22 protein-coding genes are annotated in these 18979 nt (G+C 65.9%); 9 read left to right on the plus strand and 13 right to left on the minus strand.

Annotated elements, in window-relative coordinates:
• Positions 1–106 precede the first annotated feature (106 nt).
• A complete protein-coding gene (locus D5S18_RS17445; RefSeq protein WP_120042025.1) occupies positions 107–1249 on the plus strand; it encodes a 3-oxoacyl-[acyl-carrier-protein] synthase III C-terminal domain-containing protein in 1143 nt (380 codons plus the stop codon).
• A 9-nt stretch (positions 1250–1258) separates the two neighbouring features.
• Here the strand turns inward: D5S18_RS17445 and D5S18_RS17450 are convergent, their stop codons facing one another.
• Positions 1259–2152 carry a LysR family transcriptional regulator gene (locus D5S18_RS17450; protein ID WP_120042026.1) on the minus strand — a complete coding sequence of 298 codons (894 nt, stop codon included), beginning with the start codon at positions 2150–2152 and terminating at the stop codon, positions 1259–1261.
• Positions 2153–2242: 90 nt separating this feature from the next.
• On the opposite strand from D5S18_RS17450, the gene D5S18_RS17455 reads away from it, so the two are divergent.
• The gene (locus D5S18_RS17455) at positions 2243–3403 is read left to right on the plus strand and encodes an iron-containing alcohol dehydrogenase (RefSeq protein ID WP_120042027.1); all 1161 of its coding nucleotides are present in this window, start codon (positions 2243–2245) and stop codon (positions 3401–3403) included.
• Positions 3404–3429: 26 nt separating this feature from the next.
• On the plus strand, positions 3430–4056 hold the full coding sequence (locus D5S18_RS17460; protein ID WP_120042028.1) for an FMN-dependent NADH-azoreductase: 627 nt from the start codon (positions 3430–3432) through the stop codon (positions 4054–4056).
• A 21-nt stretch (positions 4057–4077) separates the two neighbouring features.
• On the opposite strand, the gene D5S18_RS34475 is transcribed toward D5S18_RS17460, so the two are convergent.
• The gene (locus D5S18_RS34475) at positions 4078–4266 is read right to left on the minus strand and encodes an NUDIX hydrolase (protein ID WP_147403984.1); all 189 of its coding nucleotides are present in this window, start codon (positions 4264–4266) and stop codon (positions 4078–4080) included.
• A 21-nt stretch (positions 4267–4287) separates the two neighbouring features.
• Positions 4288–4773, minus strand: coding sequence for a hypothetical protein (locus tag D5S18_RS17465; RefSeq protein ID WP_147403985.1), 486 nt, complete (start codon positions 4771–4773; stop codon positions 4288–4290).
• Between the two features lie 248 nt (positions 4774–5021).
• Between D5S18_RS17465 and D5S18_RS17470 the strand changes: the two genes are divergently transcribed.
• The 4 genes from D5S18_RS17470 (at position 5022) to D5S18_RS17485 (ending at position 7656) form a co-directional block, all read left to right on the plus strand.
• Positions 5022–5534, plus strand: a complete 513-nt coding sequence (locus D5S18_RS17470; protein WP_158607894.1) for a DMT family transporter — start codon at positions 5022–5024, stop codon at positions 5532–5534.
• The gene (locus tag D5S18_RS17475) at positions 5531–6049 is read left to right on the plus strand and encodes a DMT family transporter (protein ID WP_120042031.1); all 519 of its coding nucleotides are present in this window, start codon (positions 5531–5533) and stop codon (positions 6047–6049) included. The genes D5S18_RS17470 and D5S18_RS17475 overlap by 4 nt, the downstream gene beginning before the upstream one ends.
• Positions 6050–6136: 87 nt before the next feature.
• The gene (locus D5S18_RS17480; RefSeq protein WP_120042032.1) at positions 6137–6742 is read left to right on the plus strand and encodes a TetR/AcrR family transcriptional regulator; all 606 of its coding nucleotides are present in this window, start codon (positions 6137–6139) and stop codon (positions 6740–6742) included.
• A 47-nt stretch (positions 6743–6789) separates the two neighbouring features.
• Positions 6790–7656, plus strand: a complete 867-nt coding sequence (locus D5S18_RS17485) for an SDR family NAD(P)-dependent oxidoreductase (RefSeq protein WP_120042033.1) — start codon at positions 6790–6792, stop codon at positions 7654–7656.
• Between the two features lie 61 nt (positions 7657–7717).
• Here the strand turns inward: D5S18_RS17485 and D5S18_RS17490 are convergent, their stop codons facing one another.
• The 6 genes from D5S18_RS17490 to D5S18_RS17515 form a co-directional block, all read right to left on the minus strand.
• A complete protein-coding gene (locus D5S18_RS17490) occupies positions 7718–8299 on the minus strand; it encodes a F0F1 ATP synthase subunit B family protein (protein ID WP_120042034.1) in 582 nt (193 codons plus the stop codon).
• Positions 8296–8802, minus strand: coding sequence for a F0F1 ATP synthase subunit B (locus tag D5S18_RS17495; RefSeq protein WP_120042035.1), 507 nt, complete (start codon positions 8800–8802; stop codon positions 8296–8298). The genes D5S18_RS17490 and D5S18_RS17495 overlap by 4 nt, the downstream gene beginning before the upstream one ends.
• A gap of 7 nt (positions 8803–8809) precedes the next feature.
• Entirely contained in the window at positions 8810–9067 is a 258-nt protein-coding gene (locus D5S18_RS17500) for a F0F1 ATP synthase subunit C (RefSeq protein WP_120042036.1), read from the minus strand.
• A 72-nt stretch (positions 9068–9139) separates the two neighbouring features.
• Positions 9140–9919 (minus strand): F0F1 ATP synthase subunit A, encoded by a 780-nt coding sequence (atpB, locus tag D5S18_RS17505; RefSeq protein ID WP_120042037.1) that lies wholly within the window; start codon positions 9917–9919, stop codon positions 9140–9142.
• Positions 9916–10296: a hypothetical protein gene (locus tag D5S18_RS17510; RefSeq protein ID WP_239003820.1), complete on the minus strand. Its 381-nt coding sequence runs from the start codon at positions 10294–10296 to the stop codon at positions 9916–9918. Before D5S18_RS17510 ends, atpB begins: the two co-directional genes overlap by 4 nt.
• A gap of 373 nt (positions 10297–10669) precedes the next feature.
• Positions 10670–11176, minus strand: a complete 507-nt coding sequence (locus D5S18_RS17515; RefSeq protein WP_120042038.1) for a L,D-transpeptidase — start codon at positions 11174–11176, stop codon at positions 10670–10672.
• 305 nt (positions 11177–11481) lie between these two features.
• Between D5S18_RS17515 and D5S18_RS17520 the strand changes: the two genes are divergently transcribed.
• Positions 11482–11832 (plus strand): hypothetical protein, encoded by a 351-nt coding sequence (locus tag D5S18_RS17520; RefSeq protein WP_120042039.1) that lies wholly within the window; start codon positions 11482–11484, stop codon positions 11830–11832.
• 5 nt (positions 11833–11837) lie between these two features.
• On the opposite strand, the gene D5S18_RS17525 is transcribed toward D5S18_RS17520, so the two are convergent.
• The 4 genes from D5S18_RS17525 to D5S18_RS17540 are packed head-to-tail and all read right to left on the minus strand — an operon-like array spanning position 11838 to position 16867.
• Positions 11838–13106: an ABC transporter permease gene (locus D5S18_RS17525; RefSeq protein ID WP_120042040.1), complete on the minus strand. Its 1269-nt coding sequence runs from the start codon at positions 13104–13106 to the stop codon at positions 11838–11840.
• 3 nt (positions 13107–13109) lie between these two features.
• The gene (locus D5S18_RS17530; protein WP_120042225.1) at positions 13110–14267 is read right to left on the minus strand and encodes an ABC transporter permease; all 1158 of its coding nucleotides are present in this window, start codon (positions 14265–14267) and stop codon (positions 13110–13112) included.
• Positions 14260–15771, minus strand: a complete 1512-nt coding sequence (locus tag D5S18_RS17535; RefSeq protein WP_120042041.1) for an ABC transporter ATP-binding protein — start codon at positions 15769–15771, stop codon at positions 14260–14262. Before D5S18_RS17535 ends, D5S18_RS17530 begins: the two co-directional genes overlap by 8 nt.
• Positions 15772–15778: 7 nt before the next feature.
• On the minus strand, positions 15779–16867 hold the full coding sequence (locus D5S18_RS17540; RefSeq protein WP_120042042.1) for a BMP family lipoprotein: 1089 nt from the start codon (positions 16865–16867) through the stop codon (positions 15779–15781).
• Positions 16868–17189: 322 nt separating this feature from the next.
• Here D5S18_RS17540 and D5S18_RS17545 point away from each other — a divergent pair, with 322 nt between their 5' ends.
• A complete protein-coding gene (locus tag D5S18_RS17545) occupies positions 17190–18809 on the plus strand; it encodes a purple acid phosphatase family protein (protein WP_439651138.1) in 1620 nt (539 codons plus the stop codon).
• The last annotated feature ends 170 nt before the right edge of the window (positions 18810–18979 follow it).

Raw genomic sequence — 18979 nt, forward strand, 5'->3', positions numbered from 1 at the left:
TGTCAATCAACGCATTTACGGTGTTATGCTGACGCGCCGGTTTCGCCGCCGCCGTGGTCGGCAAGGCGTACCGCTCAGCCCACCAAGATTCACAGGAGCGAGCCAAGTGACCGCCGCCACCACAATCGATCCGATCCTGATTTCCATTGCCGCCGAACTCCCCCGCCCCGAATTCAGCACCGAGGAATTGCTCACCGCCGGGCGCGGACACCTCTCCGATGCCCTCATCGGCATGCTCAACGGCATCGGCGTGCACAAGCGGCATTCGGTGCTGGCCAATTATCCCGATGTTCTGTTCGCGGACGCGGAGCCGGAACTCGATATCGCCACCGCCGACCTCGCGGTGCTCGCGGCGCGGAAGTGCCTGGCCAAGTCCGATATCGACCCGGAATCGATCGGACTGGTGCTCGGTATTTCCAGCGCGCCGGGCCGACTGCTGCCCAGCCTGGTCTGCGATGTCATCGCCCGCATGCCGGAAATTCCGCGCACCGTGGCCAATCTCAGTATCGAATATATGGGCTGCTCGGCCATGGCCAAGGTGGTGGAGACGGCGCGCTGGTATCTGAGCTGCAATCCGGGAAAGCGGGTGCTGGCCTGCTTCACCGAGGCCATCACCCCGCTCTCGCCGGTACTGCCCGATTTCTACTCGCATTTCACCGAGATAGACCGGGCCGATCGCCAGAAAACCGTCGACGCGCTGCACGGATTTCTCTTCGCCGACGCCGCCGTCGCCATGGTTTTCGGCGCAGAGGGCGATGGACCATCCTTCGGGCCGGTCGCGAATCTGACCAATGAGCGCCCCGAGGACACCGAACTCGGCACCGTTCCCGACGGCGGCTCCGACATCCCGGTCGTGCACGGCCGCCGCCTCTACACCCTGAGCGCCGACGTCACCCCGCGCGGCGCCTTCTACGCGCGGGAAACCGTGCGAATGCTGTTGGCCGACAAGGCCACCGGACTCACCGCACCCGTCGACGCCGCCACCCTGCTCATGCACACCGGCAGCACCCGTATCCTCGACGCGCTGTGCGAACAGTTCGGCGTCGATCCGCAGGCGCAGACGGTCGCGTCCTCGTATCGGGTGCTGCGCGAATACGGCAATACCCTCGGCTGTTCGGTGCCGCTGATGGTGGCCGAACCCACCGATCGGCGCGCGGGCGAGGGTATCGTCGTCGCCTTCGGACTCAGCTTCAGTTGCGGCGCGTTCACCATGAAGGTGCCCGAAGGCGGCTGGAATCCCGGTGTCTGACAACCGGATTCAGGACGGAACGGTCAAACCAGGCTGAGTGGTCGCTATCGTGCGCATCATGGCGATCACGGCGCGCACCCGCGCCAACCGCCGCAGATCGCGCGGCACGATCAGCCAGTACTTGCGCGCGACGGTGACCTCATCGGGCAGCACACGCACCAGCCGCGGGTCCGGATCACCGATATACAGCGGTAGCACCGCCACACCGGATCCGGCCGCCGCCGCGGTCCACTGACCGGTGACATTGTTGGTCTGGATCTGCGCGCGATGCCCCGGCACGATGTCGTCGAGGATGCGCAGCGCCGCGATGTCGAGCAGCGAATCGATATAGCCGATCAGCCGATGCTCTTGCAGATCGGTCGCGCGTGCGATCCTCGGATGCGTCGCCAGGTATTCGCACGTCGCGTAAAGGCCGAGTTCGTAGTCGGCGAGTTCGGCGCATTCCACCGACCGCTGTGCGGGCGGCTCCAAGGTCACCGCCAGATCGAACTCGCGGGTGGAGAGCACATCATTCCTTGTCGCGGTGACGATTTGGATATCCAGGTCCGGATGGGTCGCGCACAGTTCGGCCAGATTCGGTGCGAGCACGAAGGTGCCGAATCCGTCCGGGGTCGCCACCCGCACCGTGCCCGACAGGCGACCCCCGCCCGAGGCGGTGCTCTCCATCGCGGCCAACAGGGTGGACTCGATCGCCTCCGCGTGGACCAGCAGGCGATGGCCCGCATCGGTGAGCACCCAGCCCGCCGGGGCACGATCGAAGAGCCGATTGCCGATCGACCGCTCCAAGGCGGCAATGCGCCGCCCGACGGTGGTGTGGTTGACACCGAGCCGCCGGCCGGCGGTAAGCAGCCTGCGGGTGCGCGCCACCTCGAGAAAGTATCGGAGATCATCCGCAACGATCATCGACCCCACCGTAGGGGGTTGTGCAAATCCGCACAACGCTGTGCCTGATTCACCGTTGTGATCTGCACTCGATCGCATGAGACTCACCTCATGGCTGCACATATCGCACTGCCGCGGATCATGCGCATCGGTGGCGGATCCGTACGCGAGATCGGCGAGGTCGTCTCCGGACTCGGACTCGCCCGACCGCTCATCGTCACCGATTCGTTCCTCGTCGGCACCGGCGCGGCCGACCGGATGATGAATGATCTCGCGGCGGCGGGACTCACACCGCGACTGTTCGCCGAGACCGTCCCGGACCCCACCACCGATTCGCTCACGGCCGGACTCGCCGCGCTCGAAGCGCACAGGGCCGACTCGGTCATCGGCTTCGGCGGCGGCAGTCCGATGGACACCGCCAAAGCGCTCGGCCTGCTCGGTCGCCAGGGCGGACAGATGCGCGACTACAAGGCCCCACGCCAGAACACCGGACCGGCGCTGCCGATCATCGCCGTGCCCACCACCGCCGGAAGCGGTTCGGAGGCAACGCAGTTCACCATCATCAGCGATAGCGGCAGCGATGAGAAGATGCTGTGCACCGGGCCTGCGTTCCTGCCCGTCGCCGCTGTTGTCGACTACGAGCTGACCGTCTCCATGCCGCCGCGACTCACCGCCGACACCGGCGTGGACGCCCTCACCCACGCCATCGAGGCGTATGTCAGCAAGAAGGCGAATCCGTTCTCCGACAGCCTCGCTCTGACGGCCATCCAGACCATCGGGCAAGTGCTGCGCCGGGTATACGCCGACGGCGGCGATAGAGGGGCCAGGGAGCGGATGATGCTCGCCGCCACCCAGGCGGGTATCGCCTTCTCCAATTCCAGTGTCGCGCTGGTGCACGGGATGAGCAGGCCCATTGGCGCGCATTTCCATGTGGCGCACGGACTTTCCAATGCCATGCTGTTCCCGGCCGTGACCGCCTTCTCGGTGCGGGCCGCCGAGTCCCGCTACGCCGACTGCGCCAGGGCGCTCGGGGTGGCGACAGCGACCGACAGCGCGGCCGCGGCGGCCGACGGACTCGTCACCGCCCTCGCGGACCTGTGCCGGGATGTACACGTGCCGACGCCCAAAACCTATGGCATCGACCGGGATCGCTGGCACGAGCTGATTCCGCTGATGGCCGAGCAGGCTCTCGCCTCCGGCTCGCCGGGCAATAACCCCCGCGTACCCACCGACGCCGAAATCCGCGACCTGTACGCGCGGATCTACGGCTGAACACTGCGGATTCGAGGAACCCTTTCATGACACGCCTGCTGCACCTGAGTGCCTCGCCGCGCGGCGAGCAATCCGAATCCCTAGCGTTGGGAAAGTCTTTCCTGACCGGATACCGACAGACCCACCTCGACGCAGTCATCGACGAATGGGATCTGTGGGACACTCCCCTGCCCTACCTAGGCGCCACCGCCGCGCGCGCGAAGATGAACGCACTCGCCGGCTTCGAACTCTCCGATGAGGAGCAGGCGACCCGGCTCGACGTGCGGGCGACCTTCGACCGCTTCAACAGCTACGACCACTACCTGTTCACCGTGCCCATGTGGAATCACGGATTCCCTTACGTCCTCAAGCATTTCATCGATGTGGTGTCGCAGAACGACATGCTGTTCAGCATCACCCCCGAGGACGGCTACCGCGGCCTGCTGACCGACAAGAAGGCGGCCGTCGTCTACACCGCCGCCGTCTACCACCCCGACAGCCCCGACAAGTTCGGCGTCGACCACCAGGCCGCCTATTTCGACTACTGGCTCAACTTCGCCGGCATCACCGACACCGCGCGAATCACCTTCCTGGCCAACCTCTTCGACCCCAATGCCGCCGAAACCCGCACCCGCGCCCACGAAAGCGCCACCGCTCTCGGCAAGGGCTTCTGAAGCGCGAGGTATCGCGCCGCATCAAGCGAGAGCGAAGCCGTCCTCCAAATAGAGCGCCACGCCCTCGGCCCTGGCTCGACGCGCCGCGGCGGCGCGTCGAGCCGGCAGGCCGGGCAGTCGCCGGACCACCTCGGCGCAATCACACCAGGCCCAACCCCGAAGTTCTTCGGCCTGGAGGGTTATCGCGTCGGGCCGCTCCGCGCCGAGCACGCCACCGTATGCGCCAACCCGTCAGCGGACGGTGTAGGTCACCGAGCAGTCGCCGTTGGTGTAGTTCTGGGCCGAGCCGTGGTTGTGTGCGCCCAATACGAAGGCGACTTTGCCCGGCTTGGTGGCGACACCGGGGACGACGAGGGTGGTGCTGGAGCCGCGGACCTGGGCGGTGACATCGGCTTGGCCGTTCCTGCTGGTGTCGATATTGGCCCAGGTGACGGTGAAGTGCTGTTCGTAGCCGACATCGGAGTGGGAGTCGGTCACCAGGATCAGATCCAGGGTGCCGTCGCCGTGCGGGACGGCATAGGCGTCGCTGGACGCCTCGACATTGAAGTCGTCGGGCGTCGGATAGGTGATGGTGCAGACCTTTTCCGAACCCGGAACCGGGCCTGCCATGGCGACCGGGCCGCCGCCGATGACCGCGGCGGAGGCGAGGGCGATGGTGGCGAGCGCCGAAAAGCTATAGTACGCGAAGGTTTTCGTCACAACTGTCCTATCGATCATGAGATGTACCGGACAAACGTGGCCGCCCCCTGACGCGCGGGGCGAGATGAATCACCTCATGGTATCGACCGAACTCGACCGGGCCATGCCCCCGAAATACCTGTCGTTGACAGTCCGCCGTCATTGATCGTACCGTCAGACAACGGTACATTGATTGGCGTTACATACTCGGCGGGTCGCCGGGGAGCGCGCCACGCACTACCGGCCCCATACCCGGCACAGCAAGGACGTGGCTCATCGTGGCCGTCTTGACATTTGGACTCATCTTCCTATTCATCCTGGCGGCGGGCGGCCTGCGCTCGGTCGAGGTGGGCTGCCAGAACACCCAGCAGATCCACATTCGCAACCCGTGGCTCTGCGCGGTGATCTCCTACGCCGTCGCCCTCACGGGATTCGCGATATTCCTCGCGGTATCCCGCATTTTCTCCGACGCGCCACTGCCCACGCTCGCCGACTTCCGACATATGCCGTGGTGGGCGCCCTTCGGCGGCCTGATTGGCGGGGTGGCGGTGGTCGGCATGATCACCGTGGCCAAATATGTCGGCGTAGCCACCTTCAACGCGGTGGTCATCGTCAGCGAAATGCTGGTCGCCTTGGTGATGGACGATTTCGGCCTGATGGGGTTCGTCGCCAGGGCCGCGACACCGCCGCGACTCGTCGCCGCCGCGCTCATCTGCGTGGCCGTCTGCCTGCTGGCCTCCGACTCGGCGCCCACCGCGGATGAGTCCGCCGAAGCCCCCTTGGAAGGTGTCGCCCGATGACTCTCACCGACGAACGCCCGGCCCGCACCGAACGCCGCACCGCACTCCCCCGATCCGCACTCGCACTCGTCTTCGCCTTCCTGCTCCTGGGCGGCGCACTGCGCTCCGTCGAGGCGGGCTGCCAGAACACCTTGAAGCTCTCGCTGCACAACGTGTGGGTGTGCGGGGTCATCTCCTATGCGGTGGCATTGACCGGTGTCGGGAGCATTCTCCTTGTCGCACTGATTGTTTCGCGCAGGCGCATCATGCCAACCCGGATGGATCTGCGGGCGATGCCGAAGTGGGCGCCCTTCGGTGGCCTCATCGGCGGCGCGGCGATCTTCGCGATGATCACCGTCGCCTCCAGCGTCGGGGTGAGCACCTTCAACGGTCTGATCATCGCGGGCCAGATGCTGCTGGCCACCGCCATGGACCACTACGGCGTCATGGGGTTCACCCGCCGTCGTCTCAATGCCCGACGGGTCGCCGCCTGCGTCATGATCGTCGCCGGGGCGTATCTGATGGCCAAGTACTGATCGCTGCTCGATCCGTGGGCGGACCCGCCTCAGGGTTCGCCCACGACCTGTTGCGCCTGATTTACTCAATCGAGTAACTTCTTACTTGTGCAAGTAACTGCCCGCCCCTCCCCGGCAGCGGTAGCGCGCCGCGCGCAGATCCTCGCCGCCGCCATCGAGGTGCTGGCCGAATCGGGTTATACGCAAACCTCATTCGCGCGGATCGCGCACCGGGCCGGAATCAGCAGCACCCGCCTGATCTCCTACCACTTCTCCGGCAAAGAAGATCTGATGCGGGCCGTGGCGGAGCGGGTCCGCGACAGCGCGATCGAGTACATGATGCCGCGCCTGGACGCCGCACCGACCCATCGAATGCGGCTCGCCGCCTACCTCGCGGCGAATCTGGAATTCCTGCGCGACCGCACCACCGAGCTGCGCGCCCTGATCGAACTCGCCTTCAACGCACAGGCCGCGCTCGGCAAGCCGTTTCTTCCCGAAGATCAACCGGACGCGCCCCTCGCGGCCCTGACAAGGCTGCTCGAGGCGGGTCAAAACGCGGGCGAATTCCGCGATTTCGATCCGAAGATCATGGCCATGACCATTCGCGCCGCCATCGACACCCTGGCCGTGCACTACGCGGCGGATACCAGCCTCGATCTGAATCATTATGCGGCGCAACTGGTCACACTCTTCGAACTGGCCACCGGCAACTGATGTCCCTGAAACGAACAACACCGCAACCAAGACGGGAGCGTCAACCAATGAAGCTCGAAGCAGGACAGGTGGCCGTAGTCACCGGAGCCGCGCACGGCATCGGACTCGCCATCGCCTCCGCACTGCACGCGCGCGGCGTCCGCGTGGTCCTCGCCGATATCGAGGCCGACGCGCTGGCGCAGGCCGCGGCGCAACTCGGCGAGGAAACCCTCGCGGTGCCAACCGATGTCGCCGACCCGGACCAGGTGAACGCACTGGCCGCCGCCACCCTGGCGCGCTTCGGCCGGGTCGATCTGGTGTTCAACAACGCGGGCACGGGAACCGGCGGCCCCATGTGGGATCTCGATCCGGAGCAGTGGCAGCGAGTGTGGTCGATCAATGTCGGCGGGGTGGTGAACGGTATTCGCGCCTTCGTCCCGCACCTCATCTCCGCCGGACGCGGACATATCGTCAATACGGCCTCGATCGCGGGCGTCACCACCGGACCGTTCAACGCCCCGTACACCGCGAGCAAGCACGCGGTGGTCGCGTTGTCGGAGGCGCTGCATGGCGAATTGTCGGTCATGGCACCGGGTATCGGCGTGACGGTGGTGTGCCCCGGCCCGGTCGATACCCGAATGCTGCGCGGTATCACCGATATCAGCAGCGATATTGTCGACGATGCCGCGTTGCGCAAGGGCCAAGGCTGGCTCGGCGACATGACCGACGAGCAGTGGGGCAGGTTCTCCCCCGGACTCGAGGTCATCGTGAAGATGGCGGCGGCGATGATCTCGCCCGAACGGGCCGCGACCATCGTCCTCGACGCCGTCGAGAACGACCGGATGTTCGTCACCACCCATCCGGAGTGGGCGCAGGCCGCGCGGCAGCGCATGGAGGACATCGCGGCGGAGCTGGGAAAGCCCAACCCGCAGTGACGATTCCGGTGCGGCGAGGGCCGGTCGCGCCGCCGCCGCACCGGTTCGGGTCGAGAACCGCTCAGTTCCAGCGCGATTGGATGCGGCTGCGGTCCAGCGATGGCGTATTCGCAGCGATCTCCAGGTCTTCCAGGAAACGCTCGATACTGTCGGACTGCGCCTGCGGCATGGCGAGGTGTCCGCGCACCCGCTCCTCGGTGCGCGCAAGTACGGTGGCGGTCAGATCGGCCTGCAAATCGCGAATCACCTGCTTGCGGAACAGCACGATCTGATCGCGGCCCTGCTTGCGCACCCGCGCCACCTCCGCCGCGGCGGCCTCGCGCATCTGCTCCACGATGCGTACCGCGTCGGCCTGCGCGTCGGCGCGCAGACGCTCCAGCTCCAACTGGGCCTCGGCCAAGGCACTGTCGTATGCCTGCTTGGCCTCGGCGAGCCGGGAGGAGGCAAGATCGCTCTCCGCCAACTGTTTTCGCACCGTCTCCTGCGCCTTGCCCATCATCCGCTTGATCGGCGGCACCACCCAGCGCCGGAACGCCGCGACGATGCACACGAAGGCGAACAACTGACTCGCGAAGACCGGCCAGTCGAAGGTGATGTGGTAAATCCCCTCGGCCAGTGGACTATTGGTGCTGGTTGGGATCATGACGACCGTCCCGTCTGATGACCGTGGCTGCTACCGGCATGCCGATCGTCGACGCCGACCACCCGGTCGGCCAGCGACTGCGCGAGCGGTTCCACCGTCTCGCGCAGTCCCGCGGCGATCTGATCCGCCTCGGCGCGCAGTGTCGCGGTCTGCTCGGCCACGATCGCATCGGACTGCGCCTGCGCGTCGGCGCGCAGCCCGTCGAGGATGGCCTGTCCCTCGGCTCTGGCGGCATTGCGAATCGCGGCCGCCTCGGTCCGTGCCTGTTCGAGCCCCGTCTGGTAGCGTGCCGTGGCCTCGGCGAACAGGCGCCGGGCCTGTTTGTTCTCCGCCGCGGTCCCGGTGACCCGCGCCTCGCGGTCCGCCAATACCTTGCGGATCGGCGGGACCACGAAGAACCAGATGACGCCGAGCACGATCAGGAAGATCGCCAACTCCGCGAAGAAGGTGCCGTTGGGGATAAGGAAGTTCCCCTGGGCCGCCACATCCGTTCTCGCCCGCATGGTCGCGCTACTTGCCGGGTGTGGCGAAGACGAACAGCGCCATGAACGCCAGATTGATGAAGTAGGCGGCCTCGACCAGACCCACGGTCAGGAAGAAGATCGCGCGCAGGCGACCCTCCGCCTCGGGCTGCCGGGTGACGCCATTGATGAGCGCGGCGCCTGCCAGACCGTCGCCGATGCCCGCGCCGATCGCGCCGCCCGCCATGATGATGCCGCCGCCGATGAGCGCGCCCTGGACGATACTCGCGGTGGTTGGGTCTGCCATTTGTCTACTGCCTCTCTGTAAAACGATGCACCGACCGGTGGTGTCGATCGATGGTCTTGCGGCGACGCACGGTCAGTGGTGTTCGGATTCAAGCGTCATGGACTGACTGAAATAGAGGATGGTCAGCAGCGAGAAGATGAATGCCTGAATCAGCCCGACGAACAGGTCGAACATTTTCCAGATGGCATTGGGACCCCAGCTGATCCAGAAGGGGAACAGCGCGATCACCGATACCATGACGCCGCCCGCGAACATATTCCCGAACAATCGCAGCGACAGCGAGACCGGCTTGGCTATCTCCTCGATGATATTGATGAATACCATCGGACCCCAGCCGGTGTGCCCCTTCACCACCTGTTTGAAGTGGGTCAGCGGACCGCGCCGGTACATTCCGGCCGCGTGATAGGCCAGGAAGACGAACAGCGCGAGCGCGTAGACGAAGTTCACGTCGGAGGCGGGCGGGGAGAAGAATTCGCCGGAACCGTACTGCACCGGCAGCACCGACAGCCAGTTGGACAGCAGGATGTAGGTGAACAGGGTGACCGCGAGCGGCAGCGCGAAGGGGGCCACCTTCATGCCGATGGCGCTTTCCACCTGGTCACGCATCTGCACGGTGACGGTCTCGAAGAAAAGCTGCACGCCATTGGGCACGCCCGAGGTGAGCTTGACGCGCACCACGAAGGCCAGGGTGAGCACGATGAGCGCGGCCAGTGCCGTGGCGATGATCGTGTCGACATTGAATTCCAGGCCGAACAGTTGCGTGACGGCGTGTTCGCCGACCTTGATCTTCGAATCGGAATTGCCTTCGTCGGCCAGCGGGAGCGAGGCAATCGAAGCAGCGACGATGGTCATAGCGATTGACGCAGCCCTTTCAATTCGGGAAGCACCGTATTGATCACCAGGATCACCTGGAACAGGGCCAGGCCGAAGAAGATTCCGACACCGTTCGGCCGGGCCAGGAAGGCCAATGCCAGCGCGCCGACGGTAATGCCGAGCAACCGTATCGCGGAGGATCTGAGCAGGCGCATCTTCTTCGGTGTCTCGGCGTCGGCGATTTTGGTGACCGCCCGCAGCGTGAGTTTGGCATTCAGCCAGCCGATCGCGAGTCCGCCGCAGATGAATATGCCGAGCAGCAGTCGATCCAGCGAGCCCGCCGCCATCAATATCAGGGCGGCGAGTACGGCTGCGATGATGGCCGCTCGGCGTACTTGGAGACTATTGACATCCATTCCGACACCGCCCTCGCCGATCACCTCACCACGTAGTGAGGTCGTGATTGATCCATAGCATACACATACGAACGACGTTGTGTAGCAACGTTTTTGATCTTCCTCCCATTGATCTTCGACGGAAGATGCGGCGATTGTTCGGCTATCAATTCCGGATTCACCTTTTCCGCCAACCGGCACGTCGGCACTATTTTTCCCGATAAAACATCATTCGGCGTATACGTCATTTGAGTAGCTTATTCTTTTTGTCTGATTTGCCGTGATTATCGGGAACTCGAGCGCTACAGAGCCGCGAATCATTTCCGGACACGCGGAAGGCCGGGTCCGCGCGATCGCGAACCCGGCCTTCGAGATCCGAGCGGAGCTCGGACGGCTACGGCACCACTTCGAACACATCACCCGGCGAGACGTAGTCGTAGAGCGCCCTGGCCCCATCCGGGGTCATCCGGATGCAGCCGTGCGACTTCTCCTCGATCGGACCGATATGGGTGGCGATATCGCCGTTGAAGAACACCGCGTAGCGCATCTCCGCGTGATGCATTGTGCTCCAGTGGTATTCCTTCTTGAACGCGGCGCGGAAGGTGCCGGGCGGCGTCTCGAAACCGGGCCTGCCGTGCGAGATAGGGGTCGGCCCGTAGACAACCTTGCCGTTGTCCATCAGCCACGCCTGGTTCGAGGACAGTTGCATACAGACCCGCGCCGCCTTGGAACACGGCGCCACCACCGGTCCCGGAATGATGGCGGGCACCCCCGGAATATCCGGGCCTCCCGGCCACAGGGGTTCGGCCTGCGCGGGCGAGGCCGCCAGCAGTCCGGCCGAAGCGACACCGACGAGTACCGCGCATCGGGCCGTCCAGCTACGTAAACGGTTGTTGCTCATCGAGTTCGACCTCTCTACCTTTCGCCCGCCACTCTGTCGTGTCGCCCGCCAGGGTGATGGGGCCTTGTTGAACACGCGCATGGGATGTCACACAAGAACAAGGACCCACCCGGAGGTGGTGCTGATCATTGTGGACCGCGCAACCTTCCGGAACCGGGATTCGGGCGTGTTCGACGGTATGCGTCGCGCCGTGATCGATATCTCGCTACTTCTCGGCAACTCTGAGAGAACTCATAGACGCCGCTCAGGATGCGGCCAGGTGTCGCACGCACGCTGGAGGCGATAGCCGAGCAGCGAGGTGCGCGATGGTTGAACTGGAACTGACGGGAACGACCGTGACGGTGCGCGTGCTCGGGGTGCACCGTCTGCTGGCGCTGCGCGATCAGATCAGCTTCGACCTGTCCCACATCACCCATCTACAGCGGGCCGAGGTGGATCTGCGTCCACCGTGGGTGCGCGCGCCCGGCACCTTCTTTCCGGGTGTGATCGCGGCCGGGACCTTCCGGGGGAAAGGTCGTAAAGAGTTCTGGGACACCATGTTCGATGGCGCAGCGGTGCGAATCGAACTGGCCGGAACGGATTTCACCAGGTTGGTGCTGGATGTCGCCGACACCGACGCGGTTTTGGGCAGATTGCGCTCGGCGCGCGCCGCCTGATCCGGCTACTCCGGAACATACGGCTCGCCGTCGGCGCGCGGCGGACGCACCTGACCGACCGCGCCCGCTACCGCGATGACCGTCAATAGATAGGGGGTCATCTGCAAGACCTCGGTGGGGATCGGCGTCGCCAGCACCTGCAACTGCCCCTGCAATGCCTTGGTGAAACCGAAGAACAGCGCCGCGCAGGCCGCACCGAGCGGATGCCAGCGGCCCATGATCACCGCGGCCAGCGCGATGAACCCATTGCCCGCCGTCATCTCCTTCACGAAGCCGCCCGTGGACCCGATGGTGAAATACGCGCCGCCGAGACCCGCCACCGCCCCGGCCAGCAACACCGCCTGATACCGGGTGCGCAACACCCCGATTCCCACCGTGGCGGCGGCGCGGGGATGCTCGCCGACCGCCCGCACCCGCAGACCCCACCTGGTCCGGTAGAGCGCGAACGCGATGAGCGCGACCGCCGCCACCATGGCATAGACCAGCGGGGTCTGCCGAAAGATCGTCGGCCCCAGCACCGGAATCGAGGAAAGTCCCGGTATCGCGAGGGGTTGCATGGTGCCTGGACTATTGAAACGCGCCGAACCATTCGGCAACGCGATGACCTGATCGAACAGATATCCGGTGACCCCGGTGGCGAAAACCACCAGCACCACGCCGAGCACGATCTGATTGACCAGGTAGCGAATCGAGAACACCGCAAGCAGCCAGGCCATGAACACCCCGGCCACCACGGCGGCCAGCACCCCGACCACGAAGCTGCCGCTCACCGTGGCGACGAGCGCCGCCGCGCAGGCCCCGGCCAGCAGATGTCCCTCGATCGCGATATTGATGACCCCGGCCCGCTCGCACAGCACCCCGGCCAGCGCGCCCAGGATAAGCGGCGTCGAAAGGGCCAGGGTGCCCTGGATCTGATTGGTCAGCGGGAACAGCTTTCCCGCCGCCGCCCAGCAGATGAAGGTCACCACGAACGCGATGCCGAACAGCGTGAACAGTGCCGCTGCCCAACGGCTCGCCAGTCCACGCCACAGATGCGCCGCCGCGATCGCGACCGTCACCAGCGCGAGCACGAGTCCGGCGGGTCGCGCGGGCACGTGCACATCGCCGGGACCGCCGCCATCGGGTCCGGACAACCGGAACGCGACATCGCCCGACTTCGTGGTGCATGCCAGGACGACCGCGACCAGTGCCAGCACCACCAGCAGCACACCGAGCCGCACCCGCCGCCGCCGATGCTCCGGGGATTCCAGTTTCTCGCGCATATATACAGCCATGGGTCAGTTCCATCCCTTGGCGAGGACTGCCTCGGTGCGTTCGGCTCGCACCCGGAAGATGCCTCGGACCAGTGCGGGCGCCGCCACCAGCAGCACCGTGACCGCTTGCAGCACCGTGACCAGGGTGAGCGGAATCCCGGTGGCGGCCTGCATTTCGTGACCGCCCGCGTTCAACGCGCCGAAAAGCAGTGCGGCGCAGACGGTGCCGACCGGATTGCCGCGCCCCAGCAGTGCGACGGTGATGCCGTCGAAGCCGAAGGAGCCCGCGATGCCATTGGTGAGCGGCAGATCGGTGCCGAGCACCATCTGGGTGCCCGCGAGTCCGGCGAGACCGCCCGCCAGCAGCATGGCCATGGCGTACGCGCCGCCGACATTCATGCCCGCGGTGCGGGCCGCCTCGTGATTCGCGCCGACCGCGCGCAGCCGGAATCCGAGGGTGGTCCGATTCAGCAGCCACCACACCAGCACCGCCGCCAGGAGCGCGATCACCAACCCGAGATGCAGTCGGGTGTCGCCGAATCGCGGCAGTTGGGCGCTGTCGTGCACCACGGGGCTGATGGGTTCGCGCCTGCCGGGCCGCTGCAGGGGTGTGGTGGTCAGCAGCCAGGTGAGCGCGTACAACGCGACGTAGTTGCCCATGATCGTGCTGATGACCTCGTGAGCGCCGGTGCGCGCCTTCAGTATTCCGGCGATGCCACCCCAGAGTGCCCCGGCCGCGACGCCTGCCGCCATCGCGACCACCACGTGCAGCACCGGTGGCAGCCGCACCGCGAATCCGACCCAGCCTGCCGCCAGCGCACCCGCGATCAGTTGTCCCTGCGCGCCGATATTGAACAGGCCGGTCCGAAACGCCAAGGTCACCGACAACCCGGTGCAGATCAAAGGCGTTGCCGCCACCAATGTCTCGGCGATCTGGCTCGGCCCGCCGAACGCCCCTTCGAACAGCGCCCGATACGCCCCCGACACCGCCCGCCAAGACGCCGTCACCGTATCCATCGGTCGCGCGAAGAAGTATCCGAGCGCCGCCGTCACCTCGGCATTGCCGACGATGATGAGCACCGCCCCGACGGCCAGCGCCAATACCGCCGCGAGCACACTGATCAGCAGATCCCGCGCCCCTCGTCCACGCAGGATCGCGGCCGGATCGAATCGCCTAGGCATCGTCGTCACCCCCGGAGCCACCGGCCATCATGAGCCCCAACCGATCCCGAGGCGTCTGCGGTCCGACGATCCCGACGATCCGCCCCCGATACATCACGATGATTCGATCGGCCAGCGCGTAGATCTCGTCCAACTCCGAGGACACGATCAGCACCGCCGTCCCCTGGTCGCGTTCCCGGACAATGCGCCCGTGCACGAATTCGATCGAGCCGACATCGAGCCCCCTGGTGGGCTGGCCCGCGATCAAAACCGCCAGGGGACGCGACATTTCGCGAGCCAAGACGATCTTCTGCTGATTGCCTCCCGACAGCGACCGCACCGGTTCCTCGACCGATTGGGTGCGAATATCGAATTCGGCGACGCGCCGGGAGGCGTTGCGGCGCACGGCCGTTGGCGACAGGATCCCGCGGCGGGAGAATTCGGGCCGATCGACGAGATCGAGAACGAGATTCTCGGCGACGCTGAACGAGCCGATATACCCGTCGTGGGAGCGGTCTTCGGGCACGTAGCCGATACCGGCGGCCAGGTGTTGGCGCGGACCGAGCCCGGTCAGCTCCCGACCGCGCACCGCGATGGATCCGCGCACGGGCGCCCGCAGACCCAGCAGTGCGTGCACCAACTCCGACTGTCCGTTGCCGACAACCCCGGCGATGCCGACGATCTCGCCGCCGTCGATATCGAAGGTGAGGTCGTCGACCACCACCGCGCCCGCCGCGTCCACCACGGTGAGTTCGCGCACCCGCAGGGCGGGTCCCCTCGGCGCGGCGGGCGTCTTGGCGACGACGAGTTCCACACTGCGACCGACCATCAGCTCCGCCAACTCCGACTCCGGGGTATCGGGGGCGACGGTGGCCACCACCGCGCCGCGCCGAATCACCGTGATGCGGTCGGCGATCGCGGTGACCTCCCTGAGTTTGTGGGTGATGAAGATGATCGAGGCGCCGCCCGAGGCGATGGTGCGCAGCACGCCCATCAGTTCGTCGATCTCCTGCGGGGTGAGCACCGCCGTCGGCTCGTCCAGGATGAGCACCGAAACCTCGTGCGAGAGCGCCTTGAGGATCTCCACCCGCTGCTGCTCGCCGACCGAGAGCCGGGAGACGAGGGCATCGGGATCCACGGGAAGTCCGTAGCGCTCGGACAATTCGCGCACCCGCCGCCGGGCCGCGGCCCGATCGAGGACGAAGCCCTTGGTGGGTTCCCGGCCGAGCATGAGGTTCTCGGCCACCGTGAAGACCGGGACCAGCATGAAATGCTGGTGCACCATGCCGATTCCGGCGGCGATCGCGTCGCCGGGCGACAGCACGCGCAGCGCGCGCCCGTCGAGCAGGATCTCGCCCGCGTCCGGCTGCAGCAGGCCGTAGAGCATATTCATCAATGTGCTCTTGCCCGCGCCGTTCTCGCCGAGCAGGCAGTGGATCTCGCCGGGCGCGACCGCGAGGTCGATTCGGTCATTGGCCAGCAGGGAGCCGAATCGCTTTGTCAGGCCGCGCAATTCGAGCCGCATTCCGGACTCACCCGGCCGTCGGCTGTGCCTTGGATACCAGAGCCACCTTGCCCGAGGCGATATCGGCCGCCAAAGCGGTGATCTCGTTCTTCAATTCGGCGGGGATGGTGGCGTCGAATTCGTGATAGGGGGCCAGGCCGACGCCCTTGTTTGCCAGCGTGCCCACATAGGTGGCGGTGCTGAACTGTTTGGCATAGGCGTCGCTGACCGCCTTCTGCACCGCGACATCCATACTCTTCTGCACGCTGGTCAGCAGCGAGGCGCAGTATTCGGCGGCGCTCACGCAGCCGTCGGTATCCACCCAGATGGCGGTGACCTTGCCGCCGGCGGAGCGCGCGGCCTCCAGCGCGCCGAGTCCGGCCGGACCCGCGACCGGGAGCAGAATATCCGCGCCCTGGCTGATCAGGTCGTTGGCCTTGGTCTTGGCGGTGTTCTTGTCCTGGAAGTCATTGGTGATCACGCCCTGCTGGGTGGCCTCGTCCCAGCCGAGCAACTGCACCTGCTTGTTTTTGTGCTGGTTGTAGTACTGGATGCCCTCGGCGAATCCGTCCATGAAGATGGCCACGGTGGGGATATTGATGCCGCCGAAGGTGCCGACCTTGCCGGATTTGGTCGTCGCGGCGGCCAGATAGCCTGCCAGGAACGAGGGCTGCGCCGAATTGAACACCAGCCCTTGCAGATTCGGTAGCGGCGGATTCTTCACCGGATCGTAGCTGTAGTCGACGATGGCGAACTTCGTCTCCGGGTTGGCCTTGGCGGCGGCGTAGGTGACATCGCCGTATTTGAAACCGATGGTGACGATGATGTCGCACTTCTGGCGGACCATCGTATTGATATTCGTCGGATAGTCGTTGTCGGACTTCGACTCCAACTGGGCCTTGGCGATCCCGAGCGCGGCCACCGCGTCGGTGAGGCCCTTGTAGGAGGTCTGATTGAAGGATTTGTCGTCGAAGCCGCCCGAATCCGACACCATGCACGCCTTGAAACCCTTTGCGCCGGACTCGGATTTACCCTGATCGGCAGGTGGGGCGCCGCAGGCGGACGCGGTCAGTGCGAGCGCGCCCGCGACGGTGAGGATGCGCAGCAGCCTGCTCATATGTGCCTCCCTGAAATGCGGTACGCCGCAACCGATCCCACCGGACCGACCGCATGTCGCGATCCGGTGGGAGTAGTTGCAGGAGTTTAAGCCGACAAATCGAGCGGCGTACCGGAATTCGCGAACCGACCGGTTACGAAGCGGTCCGCGACGTCGGATCGACAGCGGCGACACCGGTCGAACACGCCCGCCGACCGGCGCTGCCGTATCCGAAATCACCCATATGCGAAATTTGGAATGATTCACCTGCCATTAGCCGTCCTGTGAGATCGCCTGTGTAAGCCATGGGGCATGAGTGAGCCGATGGCCAGTGAGGTGCAGGGTGAGTGAGCACGAAGAAACCACCGGTGGCGGTTCGAACGAGACGCCGCGCGCGGGTGTGAGCAGGCGCTGGCTGTTCGGCGCTTCGGCGGGAGCGGCGGTCGCCGGACTCGCCGTCGGCGCCGGGACGACCGCGGCGCTGAAGTCGAATCCGGAGGCGGCCCCGCTGTGGCCCCGCTCGGCCGACCTGCTCACCACCCCCGGTGCGTCCGCCGCGCCGCGGGTGGCGGGTCTGCACCTGCAATTCGGGGCCGACGCCGCCCGCGAGATCGTGGTCTCCTGGCACACCACCACCTCGGTGTCCAAGCCGGTGGTGCGGTACGGCACGGCCGCGGGGGGATTCGGCACCGAGGTCCAGGCGCAGACGCGCACCTATCGGGATGCCAAGTCCGGCACCGAGGTTCAGGCACACCACGCCCGCATCACCGGACTCACCCCCGACACCGAGTACGTCTACGCGGCCGGACACGAGGGTGCGCCGCCGGAACTGGGCACCATCCGCACCGCGCCCTCGGGTCGGGCGGCTTTCCGGTTCACCAGCTTCGGCGATCAGGGCACACCGACTCTCGGCAAGCTCGACGGCGGCAAGTACGTCAACGACAATCTCGGCTCCCCTTTCGCCGGGGATGTCACCTCCGGAATCGAGCGCGTCGCACCGCTTTTCAACCTGGTGAACGGTGACCTGTGCTACGCCAATATCGCCACCGACCGGGTGCGCACCTGGGATGACTGGTGGGCCAACAACTCCCGTTCCGCGCGCTATCGTCCATGGATGCCCGCGCCCGGCAACCACGAGAACGAACTGGGCAACGGCGATATCGGCTACGCGGCGTTCCAAACCTATTTCGAGGTGCCGGAATCCGGTGCGGAAGGCCACGCCAAGGGGCTGTGGTACGCCTTCACGGTGGGCGGTATGCGGGTAATCGCCGTCGCCAATGACGACATCTGCTATCAGGACGCGGGCAACAGCTACGTCAAAGGCTATTCCGGCGGCGCCCAGAAGCGGTGGCTCGAGGCCGAGTTGGCCAAGGCGCGCGATGACCGCGGCATCGACTGGGTGGTGGTGTTCATGCATCAGACCGCCATCTCCTCGGCCGACAAGTTCAATGGCGCGGACCGGGGCATCCGCGAGGACTGGCTGCCGCTGTTCGACAAGTACCAGGTCGATCTGGTGCTGTGCGGACACGAACATCACTACGAGCGTTCGCATCCGGTGCGCGGCGCGCTCGGCACCGACACCCTGACACCGAAGCCCGCCGACACCCGCACCGATGTCGTCGACACCACCAAGGGCACGGTGCACCTGGTGATCGGCGGCGGCGGCACCTCCGCGCCGTCGAATCAACTGTTCTTCCCCGGCACGCAGTGCCGGGTCATCACGGCGGTCGGCGCGCCCGACGCCACCGGCAAGCGCACGCCGGTGTACGTGCTCGAGGACGCGCCGTGGTCGGCGTTCAAGGATGCCGAGCACCCGTACGGATTCTGCGCCTTCGATGTCGATCCGGGTCGGCCCGGCGGGCAGACCACGATCACCGGCACCTACTACGCGCTGACCGGTCCGACCAGCGAATTGAAGGTCATCGACCGCTTCACGCTGACCCGCCCGCGCTCCGACCGCTGACCTGCCGCGCACCCGGTGCGAAACGCGTTCACACGCCCTACAGTTGACGCGAGCGCACCGGGTGTGGGGATTCGGGCACGGAGGGCGACCGCCGCGACTTCCCCTCCGGATCGTTCTTCGGTTTCGCCGACCGCGACTCGGCGACCAAGGTTTTCCAGAAGGATCGAACC

The sequence above is a fragment of the Nocardia panacis genome (assembly GCF_003598715.1).
Classification (GTDB): Bacteria; Actinomycetota; Actinomycetes; order Mycobacteriales; family Mycobacteriaceae; genus Nocardia; species Nocardia panacis.